25 protein-coding genes and 1 pseudogene are annotated in these 26,210 nt (G+C 71.7%); 12 read left to right on the top strand and 14 right to left on the bottom strand.

Going from position 1 to position 26,210, the window contains the following annotated elements; all coding sequences use genetic code 11:
* Positions 1-116: 116 nt before the first annotated feature.
* Positions 117-1,241 (bottom strand): glycosyl hydrolase family 18 protein, encoded by a 1,125-nt coding sequence (locus tag OHT61_RS29280; protein ID WP_329042319.1) that lies wholly within the window; start codon positions 1,239-1,241, stop codon positions 117-119.
* Between the two features lie 71 nt (positions 1,242-1,312).
* Between OHT61_RS29280 and OHT61_RS29275 the strand changes: the two genes are divergently transcribed.
* Complete coding sequence (locus OHT61_RS29275; RefSeq protein ID WP_329042318.1) at positions 1,313-1,780, top strand: type II toxin-antitoxin system PemK/MazF family toxin; 468 nt, start codon at positions 1,313-1,315, stop codon at positions 1,778-1,780.
* Here OHT61_RS29275 and OHT61_RS29270 read toward each other — a convergent pair.
* Complete coding sequence (locus OHT61_RS29270) at positions 1,765-2,601, bottom strand: TIGR02452 family protein (RefSeq protein WP_329042316.1); 837 nt, start codon at positions 2,599-2,601, stop codon at positions 1,765-1,767. The two genes, OHT61_RS29275 and OHT61_RS29270, sit on opposite strands and share 16 nt — an antisense overlap.
* Positions 2,602-2,746: 145 nt before the next feature.
* Here OHT61_RS29270 and egtA point away from each other — a divergent pair, with 145 nt between their 5' ends.
* The 4 genes from egtA to egtD are packed head-to-tail and all read left to right on the top strand — an operon-like array spanning position 2,747 to position 7,096.
* Positions 2,747-4,045 (top strand): ergothioneine biosynthesis glutamate--cysteine ligase EgtA, encoded by a 1,299-nt coding sequence (gene egtA, locus OHT61_RS29265; protein ID WP_329042314.1) that lies wholly within the window; start codon positions 2,747-2,749, stop codon positions 4,043-4,045.
* Positions 4,042-5,382 carry an ergothioneine biosynthesis protein EgtB gene (gene egtB / locus OHT61_RS29260; protein ID WP_329042313.1) on the top strand — a complete coding sequence of 447 codons (1,341 nt, stop codon included), beginning with the start codon at positions 4,042-4,044 and terminating at the stop codon, positions 5,380-5,382. Before egtA ends, egtB begins: the two co-directional genes overlap by 4 nt.
* Positions 5,382-6,137, top strand: a complete 756-nt coding sequence (egtC, locus tag OHT61_RS29255) for an ergothioneine biosynthesis protein EgtC (RefSeq protein WP_329042311.1) — start codon at positions 5,382-5,384, stop codon at positions 6,135-6,137. Before egtB ends, egtC begins: the two co-directional genes overlap by 1 nt.
* Positions 6,134-7,096 (top strand): L-histidine N(alpha)-methyltransferase, encoded by a 963-nt coding sequence (gene egtD / locus OHT61_RS29250; RefSeq protein WP_329042309.1) that lies wholly within the window; start codon positions 6,134-6,136, stop codon positions 7,094-7,096. The genes egtC and egtD overlap by 4 nt, the downstream gene beginning before the upstream one ends.
* Here the strand turns inward: egtD and OHT61_RS29245 are convergent.
* The 3 genes from OHT61_RS29245 to OHT61_RS29235 all read right to left on the bottom strand — a co-directional run bounded on the left by OHT61_RS29245 (position 7,039) and on the right by OHT61_RS29235 (position 10,117).
* Entirely contained in the window at positions 7,039-7,878 is an 840-nt protein-coding gene (locus OHT61_RS29245) for a lysophospholipid acyltransferase family protein (RefSeq protein WP_329042307.1), read from the bottom strand. The two genes, egtD and OHT61_RS29245, sit on opposite strands and share 58 nt — an antisense overlap.
* Positions 7,875-8,702, bottom strand: a complete 828-nt coding sequence (locus OHT61_RS29240; protein WP_329042306.1) for a GNAT family N-acetyltransferase — start codon at positions 8,700-8,702, stop codon at positions 7,875-7,877. Before OHT61_RS29240 ends, OHT61_RS29245 begins: the two co-directional genes overlap by 4 nt.
* Before the next feature lie 161 nt (positions 8,703-8,863).
* Positions 8,864-10,117, bottom strand: coding sequence for an extracellular solute-binding protein (locus OHT61_RS29235; RefSeq protein ID WP_329042305.1), 1,254 nt, complete (start codon positions 10,115-10,117; stop codon positions 8,864-8,866).
* 204 nt (positions 10,118-10,321) lie between these two features.
* On the opposite strand from OHT61_RS29235, the gene OHT61_RS29230 reads away from it, so the two are divergent.
* On the top strand, positions 10,322-10,537 hold the full coding sequence (locus OHT61_RS29230) for a dodecin (RefSeq protein ID WP_327111993.1): 216 nt from the start codon (positions 10,322-10,324) through the stop codon (positions 10,535-10,537).
* Between the two features lie 261 nt (positions 10,538-10,798).
* The gene (locus tag OHT61_RS29225) at positions 10,799-11,368 is read left to right on the top strand and encodes a type 1 glutamine amidotransferase domain-containing protein (protein WP_329042304.1); all 570 of its coding nucleotides are present in this window, start codon (positions 10,799-10,801) and stop codon (positions 11,366-11,368) included.
* Between the two features lie 2 nt (positions 11,369-11,370).
* Here OHT61_RS29225 and OHT61_RS29220 read toward each other — a convergent pair.
* Positions 11,371-11,481, bottom strand: a pseudogene (locus tag OHT61_RS29220) (plasmid stabilization protein); the annotation flags it as partial.
* An 84-nt stretch (positions 11,482-11,565) separates the two neighbouring features.
* Here OHT61_RS29220 and OHT61_RS29215 point away from each other — a divergent pair.
* Positions 11,566-11,757 (top strand): DUF6381 family protein, encoded by a 192-nt coding sequence (locus OHT61_RS29215; RefSeq protein ID WP_329042303.1) that lies wholly within the window; start codon positions 11,566-11,568, stop codon positions 11,755-11,757.
* 241 nt (positions 11,758-11,998) lie between these two features.
* Positions 11,999-14,497 carry an excinuclease ABC subunit UvrA gene (locus OHT61_RS29210; protein ID WP_329042302.1) on the top strand — a complete coding sequence of 833 codons (2,499 nt, stop codon included), beginning with the start codon at positions 11,999-12,001 and terminating at the stop codon, positions 14,495-14,497.
* Positions 14,498-14,525: 28 nt separating this feature from the next.
* On the opposite strand, the gene OHT61_RS29205 is transcribed toward OHT61_RS29210, so the two are convergent.
* Genes OHT61_RS29205 through OHT61_RS29195 form a run of 3 tightly spaced genes read right to left on the bottom strand, consistent with a single transcriptional unit; the run spans position 14,526 to position 17,927 of the window.
* On the bottom strand, positions 14,526-15,272 hold the full coding sequence (locus OHT61_RS29205) for a succinate dehydrogenase/fumarate reductase iron-sulfur subunit (protein WP_329042300.1): 747 nt from the start codon (positions 15,270-15,272) through the stop codon (positions 14,526-14,528).
* Positions 15,269-17,218 (bottom strand): fumarate reductase/succinate dehydrogenase flavoprotein subunit, encoded by a 1,950-nt coding sequence (locus OHT61_RS29200; RefSeq protein WP_329042299.1) that lies wholly within the window; start codon positions 17,216-17,218, stop codon positions 15,269-15,271. The genes OHT61_RS29205 and OHT61_RS29200 overlap by 4 nt, the downstream gene beginning before the upstream one ends.
* Position 17,219: 1 nt before the next feature.
* Positions 17,220-17,927, bottom strand: coding sequence for a succinate dehydrogenase cytochrome b subunit (locus tag OHT61_RS29195; RefSeq protein WP_329042298.1), 708 nt, complete (start codon positions 17,925-17,927; stop codon positions 17,220-17,222).
* A gap of 96 nt (positions 17,928-18,023) precedes the next feature.
* On the opposite strand from OHT61_RS29195, the gene OHT61_RS29190 reads away from it, so the two are divergent.
* Positions 18,024-18,956 carry a LysR family transcriptional regulator gene (locus OHT61_RS29190; RefSeq protein ID WP_329043427.1) on the top strand — a complete coding sequence of 311 codons (933 nt, stop codon included), beginning with the start codon at positions 18,024-18,026 and terminating at the stop codon, positions 18,954-18,956.
* A 12-nt stretch (positions 18,957-18,968) separates the two neighbouring features.
* On the opposite strand, the gene OHT61_RS29185 is transcribed toward OHT61_RS29190, so the two are convergent.
* From OHT61_RS29185 to OHT61_RS29170, 4 genes are all read right to left on the bottom strand, one after another.
* Positions 18,969-21,143 (bottom strand): putative bifunctional diguanylate cyclase/phosphodiesterase, encoded by a 2,175-nt coding sequence (locus OHT61_RS29185; protein WP_329042297.1) that lies wholly within the window; start codon positions 21,141-21,143, stop codon positions 18,969-18,971.
* Positions 21,140-21,958 (bottom strand): SAM-dependent methyltransferase, encoded by an 819-nt coding sequence (locus OHT61_RS29180; protein ID WP_329042295.1) that lies wholly within the window; start codon positions 21,956-21,958, stop codon positions 21,140-21,142. The genes OHT61_RS29185 and OHT61_RS29180 overlap by 4 nt, the downstream gene beginning before the upstream one ends.
* Positions 21,959-22,161: 203 nt before the next feature.
* The gene (locus OHT61_RS29175) at positions 22,162-23,118 is read right to left on the bottom strand and encodes an SCO0930 family lipoprotein (RefSeq protein ID WP_329042293.1); all 957 of its coding nucleotides are present in this window, start codon (positions 23,116-23,118) and stop codon (positions 22,162-22,164) included.
* A 366-nt stretch (positions 23,119-23,484) separates the two neighbouring features.
* A complete protein-coding gene (locus OHT61_RS29170) occupies positions 23,485-23,736 on the bottom strand; it encodes a hypothetical protein (RefSeq protein WP_329042292.1) in 252 nt (83 codons plus the stop codon).
* Positions 23,737-23,907: 171 nt separating this feature from the next.
* Between OHT61_RS29170 and OHT61_RS29165 the strand changes: the two genes are divergently transcribed.
* Both OHT61_RS29165 and OHT61_RS29160 read left to right on the top strand, forming a co-directional pair.
* A complete protein-coding gene (locus OHT61_RS29165) occupies positions 23,908-24,675 on the top strand; it encodes a bestrophin-like domain (protein ID WP_329042291.1) in 768 nt (255 codons plus the stop codon).
* Between the two features lie 186 nt (positions 24,676-24,861).
* Complete coding sequence (locus OHT61_RS29160; protein WP_329042290.1) at positions 24,862-25,392, top strand: hypothetical protein; 531 nt, start codon at positions 24,862-24,864, stop codon at positions 25,390-25,392.
* Between the two features lie 102 nt (positions 25,393-25,494).
* On the opposite strand, the gene OHT61_RS29155 is transcribed toward OHT61_RS29160, so the two are convergent.
* Positions 25,495-26,151: a hypothetical protein gene (locus OHT61_RS29155; RefSeq protein ID WP_443049638.1), complete on the bottom strand. Its 657-nt coding sequence runs from the start codon at positions 26,149-26,151 to the stop codon at positions 25,495-25,497.
* Positions 26,152-26,210: the final 59 nt, after the last annotated feature.

The raw sequence follows: 26,210 nt of genomic DNA, 5'->3' as shown, positions 1-26,210 counted from the left end.
ACGCTAGGCATCCGGACGGGGTCGCGCACCTCGTGGACCGTGCCGGGGCCACCGTCACGGCCGGGGCCCGCACCGGCTCCCGGCCCGGGCCCCCGCGGGCACGGCCGGGAGCGGGCTCAGCGGCCGGCGAGCACCGGCCAGATCGCCGGGTCCTCGAAGTTCAGCGCCCACAGCGCCGTGCCGGTGACTCCGTGCTTGCGCAGCACGGGCAGGTGGGTGGCGACCCCGCGGGCGTCCTGGTACAAGACCTCGCGGAGTTCGTCGCCGTCGTCGTAGGTGAAGTACGGCGTGCCCGAGACTGCGTCGAGGCGGTAGGGGGCGCCCTGCTCGGCGCGCAGCGCTTCGGCCTGCTTCCACGTGACGTGTTTCGTGGCGGCCGTACTGGCGCTGTCGGCCGGCCAGTCCCAGCCGTAGGCGGGCAGGCCCATCTCCAGGCGGCCGGCCGGGACGACGGCCGTGGCACGGGTCAGGATGTCGTCGTACCAGCGGGTGTCGGCGAGGGGGCCGGGGTCGCCGCCGGACCAGTGCAGGTTGTAGCCCATGATGCGGATCCGGTCGGCGACACGCCCGAGCGCGGCGTAGTCCCAGACGCGTCCGGTCGTCGCGGTCCTGGGGAAGACCGTGACGACGCACTCCTTCGCGAGCGAGTGCAGGCGGGTGCAGAGGTCCGTGGCCAGGGCGGTGAAGCCGTCGCGCACGGCGGCGTAGGTGGGGTCGCCGGTGGTGGCGATGGATTCGTAGTCGAGATCGAGGCCGTCGTAGTCGCGGGTAGCGAAGGTGCGCATCAGCGCGTCGGCGTGCTCGGTGCGCCGAGCGGGGTCCGTGAGGATCGCCGCCAGGGCCCCGGACTTCATCGTCTCCATGACCGTCGGGATCACCTTGATGCCCGCCCGGTGCAGTCCGTCGATGACGCGGTGCTCGCCGGCACCGGGGTGGGAGTCGATCCGGCCCGCGGACATCGCCTGGTACCAGAAGGGGCTGACGGTGTGCAGTTGGTCGGCGTGGAGCAGGGCGTCCTGGTAGGCGCCCTCCTGGTCCCAGTAGGGGAGCCATCCCGACACCGTACGGGGTGGCGGCTCGGCGGGTCCGCCGGCCGGCTCCGAAGCTGAACCGGAGGTCGAGGTGGCGGGAGGCGGCGGCGCTGACGCGGCGGCAGGAACCGTCTGCAGAAGGCCCGCCGCCACGAGCCCGGTCGCCGTGACGGCGCGGGCCAGGCGTGGGAGGACGGATGAGGTGATCATGGGACCGAGCCTGCGGCCCGGTTCGCGGACCCGCTCCGCGGACTGAGCCGTACAGGTTCTACGGTGTGGTGATGACGTTCCATCAGGCCAACTACAGCAGCGACGGCTCGACCGACTTCCCCGGCCGCAGCGGCCCGGGCGCGACGGCGGAGGCCGACCCCCGCGAGGCGGGCCCCGTCCGCACCTCGTACGCCCCTGATCGCGACGGGGATCCGGACCCCGGCGAGATCGTGTGGACCTGGGTGCCGTTCGAGGAGAACGACGGCCGCGGCAAGGACCGGCCCGTCCTCGTCGTGGCGCGCGAGGCGGCGGGCACGCTCCTCGCCGTGCAGCTCTCCAGCAGGCAGCACGAGCGGGACCACGAGTGGGTCGCGCTGGGCGCCGGTCCCTGGGACAGCTCCGGCCGGCCGTCATGGGTCGATCTGGACCGGGTGCTGCGGGTGCACGAGGACGGGATGCGGCGCGAGGCGTGCGCTCTGGACCGGGACAGGTTCGACCTGGTCGCGGGGCGGCTGCGGGAGCGTTACGGCTGGAGCTGATCCGCGAAGGTCCGGGTGAAGGCCGCCCGGGTCGCGGAGTCCGGGTCCCGGTCCGGGATGCCGATGACGATCTGCTCGAAGTGACCGGCGAACCGTCCACCCTCGGTGAGCAGCGCGTGGAACGCTCCGGCCACCTCGCCGGGGTCGTTCATGAAGACGCCGCAGCCCCAGGCGCCCAGCACCAGGCGCCGGTAGCCGCGCGTGACAGCGACCTCGAACACCCGTTCGGCACGGTGGGACAGTGCGGCGGGTATCCGGCCGGCGAGCTCCGGCTCGCGGCGGCGGACGACCCCGGCGTTGGGCGCGGGCGACGTGAGGAACCCGGCGGTGTAGGGCGTGTCGAGGAGCCGCCCGCGGTCGTCGCGGAAGACCGGCACCCCGGGCGAGTGGATGACCCGGTCGGAGTAGAAGGCACTGCGCTGCGCGCGGTGGTGGGCGTAGTACTCCGGGGCGCGCAGCAGGGTGGCGTGGAGGGCGGAGCCGCGGCACAGCGACTCCTCCTGGGCCTGTGCACCGTTCAGGTAGCCGCCGCCCGGGTTGCGCGCGGAGGCGTAGTTCAGCACGGCCACCCGGGCCGGGGACGCGGCCGTCAGCCGGCGGGCGGCCCGCAGGCTCGTCTCCCCCGTCACCTCGAAGACCGGCACGCGGTCGGTATCCACCACGGCCACGGGCACCGGCCCTGGGCCGTGGAGGCGCGTGCCGGACAAGGCGGCCGCCAGGGCGCGCTCGATGGACACCTCGTGGCCCTCGGACGTGCGATAACGCCCGGCCAGGACGATGTTCTCGGTCTCGCGCGCGATACCGCGCAACCGTGCGCTCATGGGCGCGCCCCCGTGTGGTGCATACGGGGCATGCTGGACGTGGTGGCGGCATGGAGGCAAGCGGTTTTCATGGCGCGGGGGCACCCTTGTGCGAACCCCCGGTAAGGGTTTGGGTGGAAGGAAGCACCCTCAGAGGAGGCCCAGCATGCCCCCGGACACTCTCGGCCAGCACGGTCCGCCCGTCGACGCGACGCCCCTCGGCGAGGAGGAGGCGGAGGATCTGCTCCGCGGCATATGTTTCAAGACGGGACCGCCCCGGACGGTCGGTGTGGAGTTGGAATGGCTCATCCACGACCGTGAGCACCCCGAGGCAGCCCTCTCACCCGAGCGCCTGACCGCCGCCGCCGACGCGGTGCGCGCCACGCCGCTGGACGCGGCTCTGACCTTCGAGCCGGGCGGCCAGCTGGAACTCAGCTCCCAGCCCGCCGGCTCCCTGATGGCGTGTGTCGGCACCACGGCGGCCGACCTCGTCTCCGTACGCGACACCCTGGGCCGCGCCGGGCTGGTCCTGTCCGGTCTCGGGGTCGACCCGTGGCAGCCTCCCAGGCGCCTGCTCCAGGAGCCCCGCTACGCGGCCATGGAAGCGGCCCTCGACCGGTCGGGGCCGTCCGGCCGGGCGATGATGTGCACCTCGGCGTCCGTGCAGGTCTGCCTGGACGCCGGCGAGGAGGAGCCGGGTCCGCTCGGGTACGGACGGCGCTGGCAGCTCGCGCACCTGCTGGGTGCCGTGCTCGTGGCGGCCTTCGCCAATTCGCCCTTCCGTGAGGGGCGCCGCAGTGGCTGGCGCTCGACCCGGCAGGCCCTGTGGACGGACCTCGACCCGCACAGGTCACTGGCGCCGCAGAGCCGCCTCGGGCCGCGCCACGCCTGGACCGCCCACGCACTCGACACGCCCGTGATGTGCATCCGGGAGGACGGCGCCCCGTGGGGCGTCCCGGTCGGGCTGACGTTCAGGGAGTGGATCCGGGGCGGCGGCCCGCGGCCCCCGGTCCGGGCGGACCTCGACTACCACCTCACGACCCTGTTCCCCCCGGTGCGCCCTCGCGGGCACCTGGAGCTGCGCATGATCGACGCCCAGTCCGGCACCGACGGATGGCTCGTGCCGCTGGCCGTCACCGCCGCGCTGTTCGACGACCCGGAGGCGGCCGAGACGGTGTACCGCACCGTGAAGCCCCTGGCCGAGACGGCGGGTCTCGCGGCGGCGCCCCGCAATCCGCTCTGGACCGCCGCGGCCCGCGACGGACTGAGCGACCCGGAACTCGCCGCGGCCGCCGCGGCGTGCTTCGCGACGGCGCTGGAGGCGCTGCCGCGGATCGGCGCCGACGCCCACGTCATCGACACGGTCGCGGCCTTCGACGAACGCTATACGGCCCGCGGCCGATGTCCGGCCGACGATCTGGTTGACCCCCCACACGCACCTCACGGAAAGGGCCTGGTCCGATGACCGACACCCCCGCTCCGTCCACCGGCCGGGAGCACGACGCGGAGATACTGCGCGAGCGTGCCCTGGCAGCCCTTCTCGCGGCCCGCGAGCGCACCGCTCTGCTCACCGACAGCGTCGACGACGACGAACTGACCGCGCAGCACTCCCCGCTGATGTCGCCCCTGGTCTGGGACCTGGCGCACATCGGCAACCAGGAGGAGCTGTGGCTGCTGCGGGCCGTGGGAGGCCGCGAGGCCCTGCGCCCGGAGATCGACGGGCTGTACGACGCCTTCGAGCACTCCCGGGCCAGCCGCCCGTCCCTGCCCCTCCTGGCGCCCGCCGAGGCGCGGACCTACGCCGCCGATGTGCGCGGCCGGGCCCTGGACATCCTCGGCGGTGCGCCCCTGCACGGCGGGGGCCGTCCGCTCGAACAGGCGGGCTTCGCTTTCGGCATGGTCGCCCAGCACGAACAGCAGCACGACGAAACGATGCTGATCACCCATCAGCTGCGCACGGGGCCTGCGGTGCTCAGCGCACCGGAGCCCCCCGGTCCGACGGACACCGTCTCCCTGCCGGCGGAGGTCCTCGTCGCGGGGGGCCCGTTCACCATGGGCACCTCGACCGAGCCGTGGGCCCTGGACAACGAGAGGCCCGCCCACCGACGCGAGGTGGCGGCGTTCCACATCGACACCGCCCCGGTCACCTGTGGCGCCTATCAGCGCTTCATCGAGGACGGCGGCTACACGGACGCCCGCTGGTGGGCACCCGAAGGCTGGGACATGGTCCGCGAACACGGCCTGGAGGCACCGCTGTTCTGGCACCGCGACGCCGGCCAGTGGCTGCGCAGGCGCTTCGGCGTCACCGAGCCGGTACCCGCGGACGAGCCGGTGCTCCACGTCAGCTGGTACGAGGCCGACGCCTACGCCCGCTGGGCCGGCCGGCGGCTGCCGACGGAGCCGGAGTGGGAGAAGGCCGCCCGCCACGACCCCGCCTCGGGCCGTTCGCTGCGCTACCCCTGGGGCGACGACGACCCGACCGCCGAGCGGGCCAATCTGGGCCAGCGCCATCTGCGGCCGGCCGCGGCGGGCGCGTACCCGGCCGGCCGTTCCCCGGTGGGCGCCGGCCAGATGGTCGGCGACGTGTGGGAGTGGACGTCGAGCGACTTCCTGCCCTATCCCGGCTTCGTGGCGTTCCCCTACCGCGAGTACTCCGAGGTGTTCTTCGGCCCCGGGCACAAGGTGCTGCGCGGGGGTTCGTTCGCCGTGGACCCGGTGGCGGTCCGTGGCACGTTCCGCAACTGGGACCTTCCCGTGCGGCGTCAGATCTTCTCCGGCTTCCGTACCGCGAGGGATGCCTGATGTGCCGTCATATCGTCTATCTGGGGCCGCCGGTGGCCCTCGGCGACGTACTCGTCACGCCCTCGCACGGGCTCGTGCGCCAGTCGTGGGAACCTCGGCGCCAGCGGTCCGGGACGGTCAACGCCGACGGCTTCGGGGTCGGCTGGTACGCGGAGGAGGACCCCGTCCCCGGCCGCTACCGGCGAGCCGGACCGGTCTGGGGCGACGAGACGTTCGCCGATCTCGCCCGTGTGGTGCGCAGCACCGCCCTGCTCGCCGCCGTCCGCGACGCGACGTTCGCCGGAGCGGACGGTGAGGCGGCCGCGGCGCCCTTCGCCGAGGGCCGCCTGCTCTTCAGCCACAACGGCGCGGTGCGGGGGTGGCCCGGCTCGCTGGCGCCGCTGGCGGCCGCCCTGCCTCCCGAGCGGCTGCTGTCACTGGCCGCGCGGAGCGACTCGGCGCTGCTGTGGGCGCTCGTGCTGCACCGGACGTCCCAGGGCGACGAGATAGGACAGGCGGTCGCCGACACCGTCCTCGATGTCGCCGCCGCCGCCCCCGGCTCGCGCCTCAACCTGCTGGTCACCGACGGTTCCACCGTCGTGGGGACCGCGTGGGGCGACTCCCTCTGGTATCTCCACGACCCGGGCCGCCGCACGGTGGTGGCCTCGGAGCCGTACGACGACGATCCCCGCTGGCGCGAGGTCCCGGACCGCACCCTGCTGGCCGCGACCCGCACCGATGTCCTCACCACCCCGCTCAAGGAGCCCTCTGCGTGAGTCCCTTCCTGCTGACCCGCACCCTGCCGGCGGACGCGACGGACGCGGCGCTGCGCGCCGACGTGCGCAGCGGTCTGACCGCGCACCCGAAGACGCTGCCCCCGAAGTGGTTCTACGACGCACACGGCAGCGACCTGTTCGAGGAGATCACCCGGCTGGCCGAGTACTACCCGACGCGTTGTGAACGCGAGATCCTGATCGCCCGGGCCGGGGAGATCGCGGCCGCCTCCGGGGCCCGCACACTGGTGGAACTGGGCTCGGGCTCGTCCGAGAAGACCAGGCACCTGCTGGACGCGCTGCCCGGACTCCACACCTACGTACCCGTCGACGTGAGCGAGAGCGCCCTCGCCGGTGCGGCCGAGGCACTGCTCGCCGAGCGCCCCGGCCTCTCCGTGCACGCGCTCGTCGCCGACTTCACCCACGCCATCGAGCTGCCCGACACCCCCGGCCCCCGGCTGGTGGTGTTCCTGGGCGGGACTCTCGGCAACCTGCTTCCCGGCGAGCGGGCCGTGTTCCTGCGCTCCGTGCGGGAGCGGCTGGCACCGGGTGACGGCCTCCTGCTCGGTACGGACCTGGTCAAGGACGAAGCGACGCTGGTGACGGCCTACGACGACGCCGCCGGGGTGACGGCCGCGTTCAACAAGAACGTCCTGACGGTGGTCAACCGCGAACTGGGGGCGGACTTCCCGCCGGACGACTTCGCCCATGTCGCCGTGTGGGACGCGGATCACGAGTGGATCGAGATGCGGCTGCGGGCGCGCAGGGCGCTGACGGTGAAGATCCGGGAGCTGGACCTGGTGGTGCAGTTCGAGGAGGGCGAGGAGCTGCGCACGGAGGTCTCGGCGAAGTTCCGCGAGGAGGGCGTGCGCGCCGAGCTGGCGGCCGCCGGCATGCGGCTGGATCAGTGGTGGACGGACGAGGGCGGCAGGTTCGCGCTCTCGTTGGCGACCGCGGACTGAGCCCTGCGCGCCAGTGCCCGCCGGCCGGGTTCGCCGACTGAGGAGATCTGCGGCAGGACGTGGATCTCGGCGGTGAGCCCGGCGGCGGTCACCACCCGCCACAGGGAGGCGGCGAGCGGGTCGTCCCCGACGAACGCGGCCGCGCCCGCCGCCCCCTGCGACCGCGAGGTCCGGTAGGCGATCCGGACGGGACGGACGGGAGCGGCTGCGTCCACCGCCGCCTGGAAGGCCGCCGGCCGGAACCGGCCTCCGGTGCGGCCGCACCAGGTGCCGCCCTCGGGGAAGACGGCCACCCGTGATCCGGCGACCAGCGCGCCGGCGAGCGCGCGCACCGTGCCCGGGAGGGCGCGCAGCCGGTCCCGCTCGATGAACAGCGTGCCGCCGAGCGCGGCGACCGGCCCGAGGAGCGGCCAGGACCGTATCTCGCTCTTGGCCAGCATCCGGGCGGGGAGCACGGTGGCGAGCAGCGGGATGTCCAGCCAGGAGACGTGGTTGGCGACCACGAGCTCCCCCGTCGAAGCCCGCGCGGGTGGGACGGCGTCCCCGGTGACGCGTACGCGTACGCCGAAGGCACGCACCACCGTGTACGCCCACCGGCGGATCAGACGGTCCCGGTGGTGCTGCCTCAGGAGCAGTGCGGCGGGCACGCACAGCACACCGAGCAGGGTGACGGCGAAGCCGGCGACGAGCAGGCCGCCGGCGGCGATCGGCGGGCGAAGGGCGTCCTCGTGGTGCGCGCACTCCGCCGGGGTGCAGGGCGCGGCGGGCAGCCAGACGCTCATCGCAGCGGGGCCAGCGAGAGGAAGTGGCGCAGGTAGCGGGGATCGGTGCGGCGCATCGAGAGCAGGACGTACAGGTCCGCGACGTCGAAGTCGGGGTCGTGCGCCGGCGCACCGCAGACCCAGGCGCCGAGGCGGAGGTAGCCGCGCAGCAGCGGCGGGAGGGCCGCCCGGCCCGCCGGCCCGGCGGCGGGTTGACCGGACGCGTCCCAGAGGCGGTGGGGCGTGACCCAGTACTCCTCCGGCGCCAGGTTGTGGGTCCGCACCGTGTCCCAGCTCCTGGCGGCGAGCGCGCCGCCGTCGGCGAGGGGTACGGAGCAGCAGCCTGCGAGCCAGTTGTGGCCGGTGCGCTCCATGTACCGGGCGAGGCCGGCCCAGATGAGGGCGATGACGGCACCGTCCCGGTGTGCGGGGTGGACGCAGGACCTGCCCACCTCGACGAGGTCGTCACGGATCGGCCGGAGCCTGCCGAGGTCGAACTCACCCTCCGCGTACAGGCCGCCGGCGCGCCGGGCACCCTCGGGGGGCAGCAGCCGGTAGGTGGCCACGACGTCACCGGTGGCGTTCTCCCGCACGAGCAGGTGGTCGCAGTGGGCGTCGAAGGCGTCGGCGTCCAGTCCCGGTTCCAGGCTGTCGAGCCGGGCTCCGAGCTCTCCGGCGAACACCAGGTGGCGCAGGCGCTGCGCGGCCCGTACGTCCTCCGGGCCGGTGGCCAGACCGACGCGGTATCCGGAGGCCGCGTCGGCCGCGGTCCGCCGGGGCGCGGGGACGACGGCGGGTGCGGCGGTGGAGGGGTGCGCGGGCGTGGAGAGGGGCAGCACGGTCATGGCGGTCTCCGGGGACGGATCGGCGAGGGCGGCTGCCGGGCCCTCGCGGATGGTGCGACGACCCGGCCCCCTACTTCTTCCGTGACCGGCTGGATTCGACGTGACCGCCGTGGGGATCCGCGATGTGCGACGGCTGAATCCCCGGGTCGCGGACCCCGCGGTCAGCCGCTGATCAGCTTGGAGGTGATGCGGTCCGACGCCTTCCTGGCCTCCTCGGCCGGGTCGCCGCCCTGGAGCACGGCCGTCATGTAGGGCTTGATCGGGTTGTCCGCCTCCACTGCCGCCCAGTAGGGCGAATTGGGCGTGGCACGGCCCTCGGTGGCCCCCTCGGCCATGACGGAGGTCCCCTCCTGCCCGGCCACGGCCCGGGCGAGCGAGGGCTTGTTGGGGACGTAGCTCATCGCGCGGGCGAGCTCCGTCTGCCACTTCTCACCGGCGAGCGCCTTGACGATCTCGACCCCCTCGCCGCGCTGGTCGGCGCCGTCCGGCACGATGAGGTCGGAGCCTCCGGTGAAGACGGCACCCGGCTTGTCCGCCGTCTTGCCGGGGATGGGGAAGTAGCCGAGTTTCCCCTTGAGTTCCGGGTTCCGCTGCTCGATGAGGGCGGCACTGCCGGGCACGGAGACGATCTGCGCCACGTCTCCCTCGGCGAACACGTCGGTCTCCGGGGGTGTCTGCTCGTCGGCGTCCTTCGGGCCGTCGCCGAGGGCCTGGAGCCGCTTGTAGAAGTCCATGCCCCGCAGGGCGGCGGGCGTGTCGAGTGCCCCCTGCCAGTCGCCGCCGCTGTCGTCGGCAAGCTCCCCGCCCTCGTCCCAGATGAAGCCGGCGAGGACGTACCAGTTCTGTCCGGCGAGGTAGATGCCCTGCTCGCTCGCGGTGTCCAGCTTCTCGCTGACGTCCAGCCACTGCGCGCGGGTCTCCGGGAGAGCCGTTATCCCGGCCTGCGCGAAGAGGTCCTTGTTGTAGATCACGACCCGGTTGGCCGCGTACCAGGGGATTCCGTACTGCCCGCCGCTGACCTTGCCCGGCTCGGCGAGTCCCGGCAGCCAGTCCTCCCCTCCCAGGTCACGCATCGACTCGAGGGTGAGGTCGCGCAGCTCACCGGTCTCCGCGTACTGGGCGACCTGGGTGTTGCCGACCTCGATGACATCGGGAGCGTCGTCACCGTCGAGCGCCTTCAGGACCTTGGGTCCGATGCCGCCCCATTCCTGGAGCACGAACTCCAGTTCGACAGAGGGGTGCTCGGCCTCGTACGACGCCTTGAAGCCGTCGAGGAACTCCTCGGAGGCGCTGCCCTTCATCAGCCAGACGGTCACCTTGCTGCTGCCGGCGTCCGAGCCGGGGAGGTAACCGCAGCCGCTCAGCGCCACGGTGGATACGAGCGCGACGGCTCCGGCCAGATTGCGGATCTTCACGGTGGTCACCTTCTGCGAAACGGCACGACAGCTCGACAGGACCCGGATGGGGGGACTGCGGGCGGCGCTCGCACGGGCGTGTGGGTCGGAGTTTGGTATGTACCAATGCCCTGGTCAAGCCCCGGAGCTTCCCGGGCCGGGAGGCGGACGCCTCGCGCGCCGACACGGAGTAAGGCACCGTGGAGGCAGGAAAGGAGACATTTGATGTCCAATCACACCTACCGGGTCACCGAGATCGTAGGAACCTCCGAGGAGGGCCTGGACGCGGCGATCCGGAACGGCGTCGCACGCGCCTCCGAAACTTTGCACAATCTCGACTGGTTCGAGATGACGCAGGTACGCGGACACATCGAGAACGGCCGCATCGCCCACTACCAGGTGGGTCTCAAGGTCGGCTTCCGGCTCGACGGCGACGGCTGAAGCTTCCGGCTCGACGGCGGCACCTGGACAGGAGCGCCGTGCCGGGGATCCCGGCGGCGCTCCCGCACCCTGCGGCTCCCACCGCTCGCAGACCCCCGTCCACCGGGGGTCTTCGTGTGCGAGCGGTGGGACGCCGCGCCGTGGGTAGCCGCAGGAGTGCCGGACGCCGGCCACCGGTCGGCAGCCACCGGGTGCCGGCCCACGTCCGGCACCCGCGGGCAACGGCCCGCACACCGGGAAGAACGACGGAAGGACGGACGGATGACGGACCGGAACCTCGACGGGCGCCGCGTGCTGGTGATCGTGACCAACTACGGCGTCGAGCAGGACGAACTCGTCGTGCCCGTACGACAGCTGAGGGACGCGGGAGCGACCGTCGACGTCGCCGCCGTGTCCGCGGATCCCATCCGGACGCTCGTGGGCGACAAGGATCCCGGGGAGACCGTCCGCCCCTCGTTCACCCTGTCCGACACGGACCCGGACGGCTACGACATGCTGCTCGTGCCCGGCGGGACCCTCAACGCCGACACGCTCAGGCTGCAGGACGCCACCATGGAGATCGTCCGGTCGTTCACCACGACCGGACGCCCCGTGGCCGCCATCTGTCACGGTCCGTGGGCACTCGTCGAATCGGACGTCCTGAAGAACAAGACCCTCACGTCGTACGCCTCGCTCCGGACGGACATCCGCAACGCCGGCGGCAGTTGGGTCGACGAACCCGTGGTGAGGGACGACGCCGGCGGCTGGGCCCTGATCACCTCGCGTGATCCGGACGACCTGGACGACTTCCTCGGCGTGATCCGCGAGGAACTCGCGGCGGTGGCTTCCTGATCTCAGCGCCCGAGGGCCTTGCGCAGCTGTTCCTTGTTCGTCGAGGAGCCACCCTCGACGTCGCGCTTCCCGGCGTCCTCGTACGACTGGTCCTTTGTCGGCCCCTGCGCACCGCTGACGCGGTCGGTCGAGATGCACACGGGGACGGGCGCTGCTTCTCTGATGCTGTCCGCTCCCCCACAGATCCAGGAGTGATCATGAGCAGTGCAGGAGAGTCCGGTGGCCGCGTCCGGCAGCTGCGGGCCAAGGCGCAGGAGCTCAACGAAGCCGCGGACCGCGCCACCGATCCGGAACAGCGGCAGCGGCTCCAGGACAAGGCCCGGCGCCTGCGGGAGCAGAGCGAACAGGAAAGCGCGCTGACCGACCGCGGAATGGACCCGATGGTGTAGACGGGAACATCCGCTTCCCGCCGGCGCCGGGTGCGACGGGCACGCTCCGCATCCGGCGCCGGTCCGGGCCCCAGCTCCCCCGGCCCGCGTCGGCGACGGCCCCGCGTCCGGGCCTGGACCTGGGCCCGAGCGACGGCCCCGCGTCCGGGCCCGGACCTGGGCCCGAGCGACGTGTCCGCGTACGGAAGGATCACCGGCAGAGCCGCACCCCGCCCATCGAACCGACGGAGCCGCACCCCCGATGTCCACCCCCCATGATCCGTACGTCCGGGTGCGCGGTGCGCGCGAGCACAACCTCCGTGACGTGGACGTCGACATCCCCCGTGACATGCTCGCGGTCTTCACCGGTGTGTCGGGGTCGGGGAAGTCCTCCCTCGCGTTCGGGACGATCTACGCGGAGGCCCAGCGCCGCTACTTCGAGTCGGTCGCCCCCTACGCCCGCCGGCTGATCCACCAGGTCGGAGCACCGGACGTCGGCGAGATCACCGGACTGCCGCCCGCGGTGTCCCTGGAACAGCGCCGGTCCGCGCCGGGCTCGCGGTCCTCGGTGGGCACGGTCACCACCCTCTCCAACTCACTGCGGATGCTGTTCTCGCGTGCGGGCGACTACCCTCAGGGGGCTGAACGGCTGGACTCCGACGCCTTCTCCCCCAACACCGCCGCCGGGGCGTGCCCCGAGTGCCACGGCCTCGGCAGGATCCACCGGACCACCGAGCAACTACTGGTGCCCGACCCGTCGTTGTCCATCCGGGAGGGGGCGGTCGCCGCCTGGCCGGGCGCCTGGCAGGGTAAGAACCTCCGTGACGTGCTGGATGCCCTCGGACACGACGTCGACCGGCCGTGGCGGGAACTGGAGCCTGAGGCCCGCGCGTGGATCCTCTTCACCGACGAGCAGCCGGTGGTGACGGTCCATCCGGTACGCGACGCGGGCCGGATCCAACGCCCCTACCAGGGCACCTACATGAGCGCCCGACGCTATGTGATGCACACGTTCGCGGACTCGAAGAGCCGCACCCTGCGTGCGAGGGCCGAGCGCTTCCTGACGAGCACGCGCTGTCCCCTGTGCGAGGGCGGCCGGCTGCGCCCCGAGGCCATGGCGGTGACGTTCGCGGGCCGGACCATCGCGGACCTCTTCGCCCTCCCCCTCACCGCCCTCACCGAGGTGCTGCTCGCCGAGGGCGGGGCCGACGACACGGCCCGGCTGCTGACCGCCGACCTGCTGGCCCGGATCGGGCCCGTCACGGAACTCGGCCTCGGCTACCTCAGCCTCGACCGTACGGCGCCCACCCTGTCCTCGGGCGAGTTGCAGCGGCTGCGGCTCGCCACGCAGCTCCGTTCGGGGCTCTTCGGAGTCGTCTACGTCCTGGACGAGCCGTCGGCGGGCCTCCATCCCGCCGATACGGAGGCCCTGCTCGGAGTCCTCGGCCGGCTCAAGGAGGCGGGCAACTCGGTCTTCGTGGTGGAGCACCAGATGGATGTGGTGCGGCAGGCCGACTGGCTGGTGGACGTGGGTCCGCAGGCGGGCGAGCACGGCGGCCGGGTGCTGCACAGTGGTCCGCCGGCCGGCCTCGCCGGGATCGCCGAGTCCGCCACGCGTCGGTTCCTCTTCGACGAGGACCCCGCACCCGTACGTGAACCGCGTACACCGTCCGGACGGATCACGCTGCGCGGGGTGGACCTCAACAACGTGCGCGGCGTCGACGCCGTGTTCCCTCTCCGTGTCCTGACCGCGGTCACCGGCGTCTCCGGCTCGGGCAAGTCGACCCTCGTGGGCCAGGTCCTGGCCGGGGTGCTCGCCGACCGGCGGCCGGCGGACTCGGTGGAGGAGGCAGACTCCTACGGCACGGGCACCGGCGCCCACGGGTGCGCGTCGGCGGAGGGCCTGGACGCGGTGGACCGGCTCGTCCAGGTCGACCAGAAGCCCATCGGCCGTACGCCCCGGTCCAACCTCGCCACGTACACCGGGCTCTTCGACGTCGTCCGCAAGCTCTTCGCGGCCACGGAGACGGCGAGGGCCCGCGGTTACCGGGCGGGCAGGTTCTCGTTCAACGTGGCCGGGGGGCGGTGCGAGACCTGCCAGGGCGAGGGCTTCGTCTCCGTGGAACTGCTGTTCCTCCCGAGCACGTACGCGCCCTGCCCGGACTGTCACGGCGCGCGCTACAACCCGCCGACCCTCGAGGTCACCCTGAACGGGCTGACGATCGCCGGGGTGCTCGATCTGACGGTGGAGGCGGCGGCGGGTTTCCTCGCCGGGACACCGGCGGCCGAACGGAGCCTGCGGGCCCTGCTCGACGTCGGACTCGGCTACCTGCGGCTCGGGCAGCCGGCGACAGAGCTGTCGGGCGGTGAGGCGCAGCGCATCAAACTCGCCTCCGAGCTGCAGCGCGCCCGGCGGGGACACACGCTCTACCTGCTGGACGAGCCGACGACCGGGCTGCACCCCGCCGATGTCGAGGTGCTGATGCGCCAGTTGCAGGGCCTGGTGGACGCGGGGAACACCGTGGTCGTCGTGGAGCACGACATGGCAGTGGTGGCGGGCGCGGACCATGTGATCGATCTGGGACCCGACGGCGGGGACCGGGGCGGCCGGATCGTCGCCACCGGCACCCCGCGGGAGGTCGCCCACGCCGCGGGGAGCCGTACCGCCTCGTACCTGGCGAGGGCTCTGCGGACGGACGGGCTCCCCGCGGGGAACCGACATGCGGGTTCCCGTCGGAACCGGGCGGCGGATCCGGGCTGAGCCCAGATCCGCGACGGATCGGCCCGGATCAGCGGCGGACCTTGCGGGTGGCGCGCAGCCACTCCTTGTTCATCGCGGTGATCGACGGCAGCGGGATGCCCTTGGGGCAGGCCGTGGCGCACTCACCGGTGAGGGTGCAGCCGCCGAAGCCCTCGTCGTCCATGGTGGCGACCATGTCGAGGACCCGGGTCTCGCGTTCGGGCGCGCCCTGCGGGAGGACGTTGAGGTGGTTGATCTTCGCCGAGGTGAAGAGCATCGCCGAGCCGTTCGGGCAGGCGGCCACGCAGGCGCCGCACCCGATGCACTCGGCGTGCTCGAAGGCGGAGTCCGCGTCCGGCTTGGGCACCGGGGTGGCGTGCGCGTCCGGCGCGGTGCCGGTGGGCGCGGAGATGTAACCGCCGGCCTGGATGATCCGGTCGAACGAGGAGCGGTCGACGACGAGGTCCTTGACGACGGGGAAGGCCGAGGCCCGCCACGGCTCGATGTCGATCGTGTCGCCGTCGTCGAAGGACCGCATGTGGAGCTGGCAGGTGGTGGTCCGCTCCGGGCCGTGGGCGTCGCCGTTGATGACGAGGCTGCACGCGCCGCAGATCCCCTCGCGGCAGTCGTGGTCGAACGCGACGGGGTCGTCCCCGCCGAGGATGAGTTCCTCGTTGAGGGTGTCGAGCATCTCCAGGAAGGACATGTCCTGGGAGATGCCGTCGACTTCGTAGGTGGCCATGGCGCCGGGCGCCTCGGCGTTCTGCTGGCGCCATACGCGCAGGGTGAGCTTCATGCGTAGCTCCGCTGGGTGGGGTGGACGTACTCGAAGACGAGGTCTTCCTTGTGCAGGACGGGAGCGTCGCCGGAGGCGCTGAACTCCCAGGCCGCGGCGTAGGAGAACTCCTCGTCACGGCGGGCGGCCTCACCGTCCGGGGTCTGGGACTCCTCACGGAAGTGGCCGCCGCAGGACTCGGCCCGGTGCAGCGCGTCGAGGCACATCAGCTCGGCGAGCTCCAGGTAGTCCACGACGCGGTTGGCCTTCTCCAGCGACTGGTTGAACTGCTCGCCGGTGCCGGGCACCTTGACGCGGCGCCAGAACTCCTCGCGGATCTGCGGGATCCGGTCGAGGGCCTTGCGGAGCCCTGTCTCGGTCCGTGCCATTCCGCAGAACTCCCACATGAGTTCACCGATCTCGCGGTGGAAGGAGTCCGGAGTGCGGTCCCCGTCGACGGCGAGGAGCAGGTTGAGCCTGTCCTCGGTCTCGGCGACGGCCTCGGTGACGGCGGGGTGACCCGCGTCGATCTCGTCGGCGTGGGGGTTGCGGGCGAGGTAGTCGTTGATGGTGGACGGCAGGACGAAGTAGCCGTCCGCGAGTCCCTGCATCAGAGCCGAGGCTCCGAGCCGGTTGGCGCCGTGGTCGGAGAAATTGGCCTCGCCGATCGCGAAGAGGCCGGGGATGGTGGTCTGCAGGTCGTAGTCGACCCAGAGCCCGCCCATCGTGTAGTGGACGGCCGGATAGATCCGCATGGGCGTCTCGTACGGGTTCTCCGCGGTGATCCGGGCGTACATGTCGAAGAGGTTGCCGTACTTCTCCTCGACCGCCTTCCGGCCCATCCGCGCGATGGCATCGGCGAAGTCGAGGTAGACGCCCTGTCCGCCGGGCCCGACGCCCCGTCCCTCGTCGCAGACGTTCTTGGCGGCGCGCGAGGCGATGTCGCGGGGCACGAGGTTGCCGAAGGCCGGGTAGATGCGCTCCAGGTAGTAGTCGCGCTCGTCCTCGGGAATCTCGTTCGCCGGGCGGTCGTCGCCCTTGACCTTGGGGACCCAGATCCGTCCGTCGTTGCGGAGCGACTCGCTCATGAGGGTCAGCTTCGACTGGTGGTCACCGGTGCGCGGGATGCACGTGGGGTGGATCTGGGTGAAGCAGGGGTTGGCGAAGTAGGCTCCGCGGCGGTGGGCCCGCCAGATCGCGGTGGCGTTGGAGTTCATCGCGTTCGTCGACAGGTAGAAGACGTTGCCGTAGCCGCCGCTGGCCAGGACGACCGCGTCGGCGAAGTAGGTGTCGATCTTCCCGGTGACGAGGTCGCGGGCCACGATGCCGCGCGCCTTGCCGTCGACGACGATCAGGTCGAGCATCTCCGTGCGGGAGTGCAGCTCGACGTTGCCGGCCGCGATCTGCCGGGAGAGTGCCTGGTAGGCGCCGAGCAGGAGCTGCTGGCCCGTCTGGCCGCGGGCGTAGAAGGTGCGGGAGACCTGGACTCCGCCGAAGGAGCGGTTGTCGAGGAGGCCCCCGTACTCACGGGCGAAGGGGACGCCCTGGGCGACGCACTGGTCGATGATCTCCACGGAGATCTCCGCGAGGCGGTGGACGTTGGACTCGCGGGCGCGGAAGTCTCCGCCCTTGACGGTGTCGTAGAAGAGCCGGTGGACGGAGTCTCCGTCGTTGCGGTAGTTCTTGGCCGCGTTGATCCCGCCCTGGGCGGCGACGGAGTGGGCCCGCCTCGGTGAGTCCTGGAAGCAGAACTGGACGACGTGGTAGCCCTGTTCGGCCAGGGTCGCACCTGCCGAGCCGCCCGCCAGACCGGTGCCGACGACGATGACGGTGTGCTTGCGGCGGTTGGCCGGGTTCACGAGCTTCGCCTCGAAGCGGCGGGTGTCCCAGCGGTCGGCGACCGGGCCGCCGGGCGCCTTGGCGTCGATGACGGGCTCACCGGTCGTGTAGTTCGTGTAGTCGCTCATGTCAGCTCACCACTCCGGTCATCACGGCGACGGGCACGGAGACGAAACCGGCCGTCAGCACCACTGCGAGGGCATTGGAGAGGGTCTTCAGGACGCGGTCCCTGGTCGCGTTGCCCACCCCGAGGGTCTGTGCCGCACTCCAGAATCCGTGCTGGACGTGCAGGCCGAGGGCGGTCACGGCGACGATGTAGACGACGTTGCCCCACCAGGTCGAGAAGGTGTCGATCACGTTCTGGTACGGGTGGCCGTGCTGGAATCCGCCGGTGTGCACCGTGCCGGTCGTCAGGTCGAGGATGTGCCAGACGATGAAGAGCGCGAGGATGACGCCGCCGTAGCGCATGGTGCGCGTGGCATAGCTCGCCCGCGCCTTCTTGTGCACGTACGCGGTCGGGCGGGCCCGGAGGTCGCGGCGGCTCAGCTGGTACGCGGAGACGGCGTGCATCACGACGGCCGCGACGAGCACGACCCGGATGATCCAGAGCGCCCACTCGTAGTGCAGGAAGGGCTCGCCGATGGTCCTGAGCCAGTGCGCGTAGTGGTTGAACTCGTCGGATCCGAAGAAGATCTTCAGGTTGCCCAGCATGTGGACGACCAGATAGCCGAGCATGATCAGGCCACTCACAGCCATGATCGTCTTCTTGCCGACGGTCGAGTCCCAGAGCGTACGCGTCATGGACGGCCGTCGGTCCGCCCGCGTTGCCAATGCCATGGGCACGACGCTAGATCCGAAGGGCACCATCAGTCCAAGTCATGAGAACAGTCATATCCATAGGCATTACCTATGGAGTCGTCTAGGGTCGTCCTCATGCACTTCCAGCAGCTCGCCTATTTCGTCGCGGTGGCCGAGGCCAGGCACTTCACCCGGGCCGCCGAGGACGTGCACGTGTCGCAGCCCTCGCTCTCGCAGCAGATCAAGGCCCTGGAGAACGAGCTGGGCGCGGAACTCTTCAGCCGGGCCAGGGGGAACATCGCGCTCACCGACGCCGGCGAGGCCCTGCTGCCACTGGCCCGCAGGATCCTCGCGGACGCGGACACCGCGCGGCACGAGGTGCAGGAACTCGTGCAGCTGCGCCGGGGCCGGATCAGGCTCGGCGCCACCCCCAGCGTCTGCACGGGCCTGCTGCCGGACGTGCTCCGCGCCTTCCACGCCGAGCACCCCGGAATCCAGTTGCTGATCGAGGAGGGGGGCTCCCACGACCTGGTGCGGCAACTCGCACGCGGCGCCCTGGACCTCGCCCTGCTCGTCCTGCCGCTTCCCGCCGGTTCACCGGCACTGACCACGGTGGAGCTGCTGCACGAGGACCTCGTGGTGGTGTCGTCGGCCTCCCGCCCGGCACCGGGGCGCAAGGGCTCGGTGACGGTCGCCGACCTCGAGAACGAACCGCTGGTGATGTTCCGGCACGGCTACGACCTCCGCGAGCTGACGGTCGCCGCCTGCCGCGCGGAGGGTTTCGAGCCCACGTTCACGGTCGAGGGCGGCGAGATGGACGCGGTCCTGGGCTTCGTCCGGGCAGGCCTCGGCATTGCGGTGGTGCCCCGCATGGTCGCCGTCCGGGCAGGCCACGACCTGCGTACGACACCGCTGGCCACCCCGTCGCTGCGGCGCACGATCGCCCTCGCGCACCGCAGCGACGTCGAGCCGCCGCGTGCGGCCCGCGAGCTGCAGCGGATGCTGCTGGGGTCGGAGCCGCCCGTCGCGCCCGCGGCCGCCGGCGGGCCGGACCCGGCCGGCGGCTGAGGGAGGGACCCGTCAGACCGCGTCGGCCAGCAGGAGCGCGTGGATCGCGTCCGGGGCGCCCGGACGCGCGTAGTACCACCCCTGGGCGGTGTCGCAGCCCAGCTGTCGCAGCTGGTCCGCCTGGGCCCGGGTCTCGACCCCCTCGACCGTGACGGCGAGGTCCAGGCTGTGCGCGAGCGAGACGATGCCCTCGACGATCTTCAGGTCGACCGGGTCTGCGGGGTGGTGCTGCATGCCCTGGGTGAAGGAACGGTCCAGCTTCAGCACGCTCACCGGCAGACGGCGCAGGTTCGCCAGGTTCGAGTAGCCGGTGCCGAAGTCGTCCAGGGCGATGTCGACGCCCATCTCGGCCAGTTGGCGCAGCGGCTTGAGCAGATCGTCGTCGGCGCCGATCAGCGCGGACTCGGTGACCTCCAGGCAGAGGGCCCCCGGCTCCAGGCCCGATCGCTCCAGGACGTCCACGGTCTCGGCGACCAGCCGGGGGTGGTGCAGCTGTGTCGGTGAGAGGTTGACGTTGATCCGCAGGGGGCCGCCGTCGGTGTGACGTTCCTGCCAGAAGTTCGCCTGACGTACGGACTCCTCCAGGACCCAGCGGCCGAGGGGCACGATCAGCCCGGTGTGCTCGGCGAGCGGGATGAACCGGTCCGGGCCGAGCACCCCGTGCTGGGGGTGGCACCAGCGGACCAGTGCCTCCGCGCCGTGCACGCTTCCGTCACCGAGGTGCACCAGCGGCTGGTACTCGATGAAGAACTCGCCGCGGTCGAGCGCCGCCGGCAGAGCCGTGGTGAGCCCGTGCCGGGTGATGGCCCGGGCGTCCGACTCGGCGTCGGCGAGCGCGAAGCGGTTCCCGCCCGCCGCCTTGGCCCGGTACATCGTGATGTCGGCGCTCCGCAGCACCTCGGCCGCGCTGCGTTCGCCCGACGGGCCCTCGACCACGCCGATGGATCCCCGTACGGTCAGTTCCCTGCCGTCGAGGCGGACCGGTGTGGCGAGGGCCGAGAGGATGCGGCCCGCGAGCTCGTGGACCTCGTCCTGGGTGCGCGGCCCGGTGGTGAGGGCGACGAACTCGTCGCCGCCGAGCCGGGCCACCATCTCCCCGGGGGCGGTCGCGCAGCTCTGCAGCCGGTCGGCGACCTCGACCAGGAGCCGGTCACCGGCGGCGTGGCCCAGACTGTCGTTGATCGCCTTGAAGCCGTCCAGGTCGAGGTAGCAGAGCCCGAAGCGCATGCCTTCCCTCGGCGCCAGCGCCTTCTCCAGACGCTCGAAGAACAGCGTCCGGTTGGGGAGCCCGGTGAGCGCGTCGTGCGTGGCCTCGTAGCGCAGGCGGAGGTTGAGCAGCCGCCGCTCGGTCGTGTCCTCCATCAGGGCGAGCTGGTACTCGGGCCGGCCCTCGGCGTCCCGCAGCAGGGACACGGTGAGGTTGGTCCACAGCACCGTGCCGTCGTTGCGGTAGTAGGGCTTCTCGACGCTGTAGTGCTCGCGCTCGCCGCGTACGAGTTCGTCGTAGTACTTCCAGACGTGCGGCGAGTCCTCGGGGTGGACCCACTCGTTCACCTTGTGGCTGCGGACGTGGTTCTCCAGGCCGCCGAACATCTTGGTGAGGGTGTCGTTGATCTCCAGGATGTTGCCGTCGAGGTCGGCGATGCCGATCCCTATGGCGGCGTCCTTGAAGACCGCGCGGAAGCGCGCCTCGGTGGCGTGCAGGGCCTGTTCGGCCTGCGAGCGGGCGGTGAGGGCCGAGCGGGCGATCGCCTCCTGCTCGGCGAGCGTGCGCTCGCGCAGTGCCTGGCTGAAGCCGCCGGCGAGGGCGTGCTGGATGCGGGCGCAGCGGGCCCGGCTGTCCTCCGTCGACAGCTCGACGGGACCGTTGCCGCCGCAGTAGAGCACGAGGTAGGAGTCGACGACGCCGAGCGTGGAACTCAGCGCGTCGGGGTCCGTGCAGTGCGCGGCGACCAGCGACGCCCCCACACCGTGTGCCGGCGTGGCGTCGAAGGCGCGTGCGTGCAGGGCCCGGTCGAGCTCCCGGGCCAGCGGCAGCAGGTGCTCCTCGAACTCCGGCCGGGTCAGGGAGGTCGCCGTGGAGGGGAAGATCGCCCTGCTCCAGATGGTGGCGAATCTTCTGAGGCGGCCTTCGGGGCCGTCGGGTTCCGCGTCCGGCGCGCCGGACGACTGGGCGGGAATGCTCACGCCTTGCGTCCAACCCCGGCGAAGCCCGAGAAGGCGAAGGGGTCCTCCTGGGCGCGGGACCCGGGGGACTCGGGGCGCCAGTCGGGCATGGAGACCAGGCCGGGCTCGACCATCTCGTACCCGTCGAAGAAGCGGCTGCCCTCGGCGCGGGTCCGCATGACCAGGGGGCTGCGGATGGTGCGGTAGACGCCGACCGTCCCGCCGGCCTCCTCCTGGGAGAGCGGGATGCCCTCGTACGAGGCGTGTGTCAGGACGAGCAGGCTGCCGGGGACCAGTGCCGCGCTCAGCTCCGCGACCGCGCCGTAGGGGTCGTCGGCGTCCTCGATGAAGTGGAGGACCGCGACCAGCAGCAGAGCCACCGGCTTGTCGAGATCGAGGAGGGCGTTGATCTCCGGGTTCTCCAGGATCTCCTTCGGCGAGCGGAGATCGGCCGCGACGACGACCGCCCGGTCGTTGCCCTCCAGGACCGCCTGGCTGTGTGCGACCGCGACCGGGTCGTGGTCGACGTAGACGATCCGTGATTCCGGGTCGCTGGCCTGGGCGACCTCGTGCACATTGCCGAAGGTCGGGATACCGGAGCCTATGTCGAGGAACTGATTGACACCCGAAGCGGTGGCGTACTGCACCGCCCGGCGCATGAACGCGCGATTCGCCTGCATGACCTTGGGCAGACCCGGCATGAACTCCATGGCCTTGCGGGCCGCTTCCCTGTCCACCTCGAAATTGTGCGAACCGCCCAGATAGAAGTCGTACATGCGAGACACGCTCGGCACCGAGATGTCAATGCCCTGCGGTGCCCAGGCGGGACGCTCCATCGATGTCTCCAACAAGTCGCCACGGCGATCCGGCCATGTTCATGGTCAGTGTTGACCAGAGGCTACTGATCGACCGCCAGGAGAGCGAGTGGAAACGGAAATTAGAGATCCGTTATTGGTCACACACCGCAGGCATGTGGGGCAGGTCCGTCGCCGTGTGTACGCATGCGGCGACGGACCGGTACCGCAGGGTCTCCCGACGGCTACTTCGGGGCTCCCACGAGCTTCGCCTCGGGCGAGACGGCGTACCATGTGCCCCCGACACCTTGGCCGTTGGTGTCCCCGGGCTTCGCGTCGCCGGAGAAGGTGTACACCGGCCAGCAGTCGATCGACTGCTGCTTGATCCCGTCGGGCCGGTTGAAGGTGACGAATCCCTTCGTCGTGACTCCGTCGACGTCGTTCTTCGACACGGGAGCGACAACCGGCCATTTCTTGAGGCACTCACCCGTGCAGGCCGACTTCATCGGCCACGCCGAGTCCTTCTTGAAGCGGTAAACCGTCATACCGCGCTTGTCCACCACGATGTCTCCGAGTTTCGGGTCCTTCCGGACCGAAAGTCCCGCGAGGTCGGCCGGCTCGGCGGCATCCGCTCCGTCGGCGTTCGCCACCGCCTTCTTTCCGTCGGGAGCCGAGACGAACCACGTGCCGCCGACGCCCTGGCCGTTGGTCTCACCGGGGCCGGTGTCCTTGGCGTAGCGGTACATCGGCCAGCCGCCGACCGTGAGCTGCTTGGTGCCGTCGGCACGCGTCACCTCTCCGATGAGGTCGGCATCGGTCCCCGCGGCGGCCGTGGCGTTGCCCGCCGACACCACCGGCCACGTCTTCGCGCAGTCCCCCTCGCAGTTCGACTTGGGCGGTTCGGCCGTGTCCTTGTCGAACCGGTAGAGCGTGAAGCCCTCGCTGTCGGTCAGCACCTCGCCGAGCTTCTTGCTGTCCCACACCGCGAGTTGGCCTGCCTCCTTGGGCGCGCTGTCCGCCCCCACGTCGGATCCGTAGCCGCCGTCCGAGCCGTAACCGCTGTCGGCCGGCGCCTGGGCGGCCGCGTTGCCCACCGGCTGGCCGTTGGGTGACGCGGGTCCCTGCTCCTGACCGCACGCCGTCGTCAGCGCCAGGAGGGCCGCCGCGGTCACCGCGAGAGAGGCGTTCCGCCAGGTATTCATGTCGACTCCCGTTGTCCTTCTGCCGTCCGGGACGCGAGTCCGCGCCTTTCGTGGCCCTAGGTACGGGCGGCCGGGGTCCAGATGTTCAATTCATCGCCGAGAAACTTCTGCCGGGTCCAAACACGAATCCCCGGATGTCCCCACCATCAGGGGAATCACCTCGGTCGGCCGCGTGTCCGGCGGCTGCGGGGAACATGCTCCCCGGCGTGTACGGATCACGCATATGGCGGCTGACAGCGACCACCCTGCTCGTGCTGCTCGCCGTCCCGCCGCCCGCCTTCGGTGACGACTGCGCGGTGGCCTCCATCGGGCAGGGGGAGGACGGATCGTCCATCGCCGTCTCGGGTGAGGGGCGGTGCACGGCGGTCATCGGCGAGCCCGAACCGGAACCCGAACCGCCGCCTCCCCCACCGCCCCCGCCTCCACCTCCACCACCGCCTCCGCCCCCGCCTCCACCTCCACCACCGCCTCCGCCCCCGCCTCCACCACCTCCGCCTCCCCCGCCCCCTCCGCCTCCTCCACCAGCACCGCCCGCGCCCGAACCTCCCCCTCCGCCCGCACCACCACCGCCGCCCCCGCCGAAGCCGGAGCCCGCACCGCCGCCGCCACCCAGCGCACGCCCCGCCCCACCCGCACCGGTGGCGCTGCCGGCCTACCGCAAGCCACCCCGCAAGACACCGCGGTCCGGACCGTCACTGGTGTCTCTCACCCTTCTGATCACCGCGCCGGCCGTGTTCGCCGTGGCCGTGCTGCGCCCCCGCTCCTCCCGCTGACCCAGGAAGGGATCCCATGTCGGAATGGCTTGTTCTGACCATTGCCATGGCGTCGGCGTGCGCCGTCGTCCTGACCATCGCAGTCCTCAGCAATCGCCGGCTCGCGGAGGACGACGACCCCTCCGAGACACCCGACGTCATCGAGTACATGACGATGATGATCGGCGTCGTCTACGCGATCGTGCTCGGCCTCGCCATCGCCGGCGTCTGGGAGGGCCGCAGCGCCGCCCAGGAATCCGTACGCCTCGAGGCACAGGCCCTGCACGAGGTCAGCGCCCGCTCCGCCGTCTACCCGGTGGAGGTCCGCGACCGCATCCGCAGCGACGTCGACGCCTATGTCGCGCATGTCGTGGGTGACGAATGGAGGTACATGACGGACCACGGGGCGCTCACCGAGGAAGGCACCAGGCTCCTCGACCGGGTGCGCGCCGACGTCACCGAGTACAAACCCCGCAACGACCACGAGGGGCAGGCCTACCAGCCACTGGTGGACCAGGTCGCCGCCGTCGACGACGCCCGGGGATCACGGGGGCAGAACGCGGGCGCGACCATGCCGGGGGTCGTCTGGTTCGGCCTGATCACGGGAGCTCTGGTCACGGTCGGGCTGATCTTCACGCTGCAGATCCGCAGAACGTTCCGCGAACTCCTCCTGGCCGGCCTCTTCAGCGTCCTCATTGCCTTCCTGCTCTTCCTGATCTGGGACTTCGACGCCCCCTTCGGCCGGGGCATCTCCGCGACGACGGCCCCGTTCGTCGACCTGTTCCCGCACGCCACGGGCGGATAGCCACGCACCGGACCCCACCGCTCCCCCGGCCCGGTCCGCCGGCCGGGGGACATGGCTGCCCCATTCGCCTGACCCCGATCGCGGGTGATATGCGGCGCTTCTACCGTTTCGGGAATCGAGGTGCATTTCTCATACCTCGCGGAAACCCGTTCCGCGGCTGCCCCTCGGGACCCGGAGGATTTCACCATGCGCGCGATACGTGTCGCACCCGTCGCCCTGCTGGGCGCCGCCGCCTTCCTGTCGATGACACCTGCCGCGTCGGCCCATTCGCTCACCGGCGGCACATCCACCTCGTTCACTCCGACCATCACCCCGTCGACGGTCGCGCCGGGAGGCTCGGTCACCCTCGGTGCCATGGGCTGCACCAGCGACGCGACCGCGTTCTCGGGTGTGTTCGACACGACGACCATCCCGCGGGGCAGGTCGGCGACCGCCATGGTCGACCGGGAGGCCAGGAGAGGTGCCGTCTACGAGGTGACCTTCCGCTGCGGGACGACCACCCGGTCGGCGAATCTGACGATTTCGGGCTCGACCACCCCCACGACCACGCCCACCACCAGCTCCACCGCGTCTCCCGCCGGAGTCCTGGGCGGCCTCGGTGGCAGCGTCGACACCATGGACCCCACGGAGATCGCCGCCGGGTCGGCCCTGGTGGCGGCGGCAGCGGCCGGCGCGGTCTACGTCCTGCGCAGGCGGCGCACCGGCCGTCAGCACTGACGGCACGGCGCCTCGTTCGAACGAACACACGACAGTCGCCCCGGGTCCTGGTCCAGGACTCGGGGCGACGGGCGTATCGGGCCGGGCAGGAGGTTCGACGCGTCAGATCGCCGCATTGCTCATCCGGCGGCGTACGACGAAGACGGCACCACCCAGGGCTGCCGCGGCGACGAGTCCGCCGCCCACCTGCATCTCGACCGAGCTGGGACCCATGGAGCCGCCGAGGCCGCCCTGCGCGCCCCGGGACGGGAGCACGGTGAAGCGGGCCGTGGCGACCGAGTCGTTCTGGTCACCGCGGTTACCGAACTCGTTGCCCCGGTCGCCACGGTCGCTGCCGTTGCCGTTGCCGTTGCCGTTGCCACGGTCGTTTCCGCGGTCGTTGCCGTTGCCGCCGTCACCCCCGTTGCCGCCGTTCCCGCCGTTCCCACCGTTCCCGCCGTTGCCGCCGAAGTTGTTGTCGCTGTTGTTGCACCGAACCGACAGGCTGTACTGCCCCGGTGTCGCGTCGTTGCGAATGCGCGCCGTGGCGTAACCGACGCGGCCCGGGGAGAGGTTCACCGTCGGAAAGGCGTTCGACCACACCCTGCCGCCGGACCGGCCGCAGCCCTCCGCGCTCACCTGCATCGTGGCGCCCTGGTGGACCGAGGACGGGTTGACGGTGACGTTGGTCGGGAAGTTGTTCGGGTTGCTGCCAGGGCCGCCGCCGGCGGCGGCCAGCGGGGCGGCCAGCCCGACCGCCGCGAAGGCGGTCGCGGTCACCGCGAGAGCGCGTGAAGCACGCATCGTTGAACCTCCAGCGGGAAGCGTGCCCCGGAGTC

The sequence above is a fragment of the Streptomyces sp. NBC_00178 genome, assembly GCF_036206005.1.
GTDB lineage: Bacteria > Actinomycetota > Actinomycetes > Streptomycetales > Streptomycetaceae > Streptomyces.
Note: the sequence above shows the minus strand (reverse complement) of the source record. Positions and strands in the feature narration are given on the sequence as shown.

Coding starts and splice junctions, on each gene's coding strand:
- OHT61_RS29195 (WP_329042298.1), bottom strand. CDS start 17,927: ATGGCATTGGCAACGCGGGCGGACCGACGGCCGTCCATGACGCGTACG.
- OHT61_RS29215 (WP_329042303.1), top strand. CDS start 11,566: ATGAGCAGTGCAGGAGAGTCCGGTGGCCGCGTCCGGCAGCTGCGGGCC.
- egtB (WP_329042313.1), top strand. CDS start 4,042: ATGACCGACACCCCCGCTCCGTCCACCGGCCGGGAGCACGACGCGGAG.
- OHT61_RS29230 (WP_327111993.1), top strand. CDS start 10,322: ATGTCCAATCACACCTACCGGGTCACCGAGATCGTAGGAACCTCCGAG.
- OHT61_RS29160 (WP_329042290.1), top strand. CDS start 24,862: ATGCGCGCGATACGTGTCGCACCCGTCGCCCTGCTGGGCGCCGCCGCC.
- OHT61_RS29225 (WP_329042304.1), top strand. CDS start 10,799: ATGACGGACCGGAACCTCGACGGGCGCCGCGTGCTGGTGATCGTGACC.
- OHT61_RS29280 (WP_329042319.1), bottom strand. CDS start 1,241: ATGATCACCTCATCCGTCCTCCCACGCCTGGCCCGCGCCGTCACGGCG.
- OHT61_RS29270 (WP_329042316.1), bottom strand. CDS start 2,601: ATGAGCGCACGGTTGCGCGGTATCGCGCGCGAGACCGAGAACATCGTC.
- OHT61_RS29165 (WP_329042291.1), top strand. CDS start 23,908: ATGTCGGAATGGCTTGTTCTGACCATTGCCATGGCGTCGGCGTGCGCC.
- OHT61_RS29275 (WP_329042318.1), top strand. CDS start 1,313: ATGACGTTCCATCAGGCCAACTACAGCAGCGACGGCTCGACCGACTTC.
- OHT61_RS29240 (WP_329042306.1), bottom strand. CDS start 8,702: ATGACCGTGCTGCCCCTCTCCACGCCCGCGCACCCCTCCACCGCCGCA.
- OHT61_RS29190 (WP_329043427.1), top strand. CDS start 18,024: ATGCACTTCCAGCAGCTCGCCTATTTCGTCGCGGTGGCCGAGGCCAGG.
- OHT61_RS29175 (WP_329042293.1), bottom strand. CDS start 23,118: ATGAATACCTGGCGGAACGCCTCTCTCGCGGTGACCGCGGCGGCCCTC.
- OHT61_RS29180 (WP_329042295.1), bottom strand. CDS start 21,958: ATGGAGCGTCCCGCCTGGGCACCGCAGGGCATTGACATCTCGGTGCCG.
- OHT61_RS29205 (WP_329042300.1), bottom strand. CDS start 15,272: ATGAAGCTCACCCTGCGCGTATGGCGCCAGCAGAACGCCGAGGCGCCC.
- OHT61_RS29210 (WP_329042302.1), top strand. CDS start 11,999: ATGTCCACCCCCCATGATCCGTACGTCCGGGTGCGCGGTGCGCGCGAG.
- egtA (WP_329042314.1), top strand. CDS start 2,747: ATGCCCCCGGACACTCTCGGCCAGCACGGTCCGCCCGTCGACGCGACG.
- egtC (WP_329042311.1), top strand. CDS start 5,382: ATGTGCCGTCATATCGTCTATCTGGGGCCGCCGGTGGCCCTCGGCGAC.
- OHT61_RS29200 (WP_329042299.1), bottom strand. CDS start 17,218: ATGAGCGACTACACGAACTACACGACCGGTGAGCCCGTCATCGACGCC.
- OHT61_RS29245 (WP_329042307.1), bottom strand. CDS start 7,878: ATGAGCGTCTGGCTGCCCGCCGCGCCCTGCACCCCGGCGGAGTGCGCG.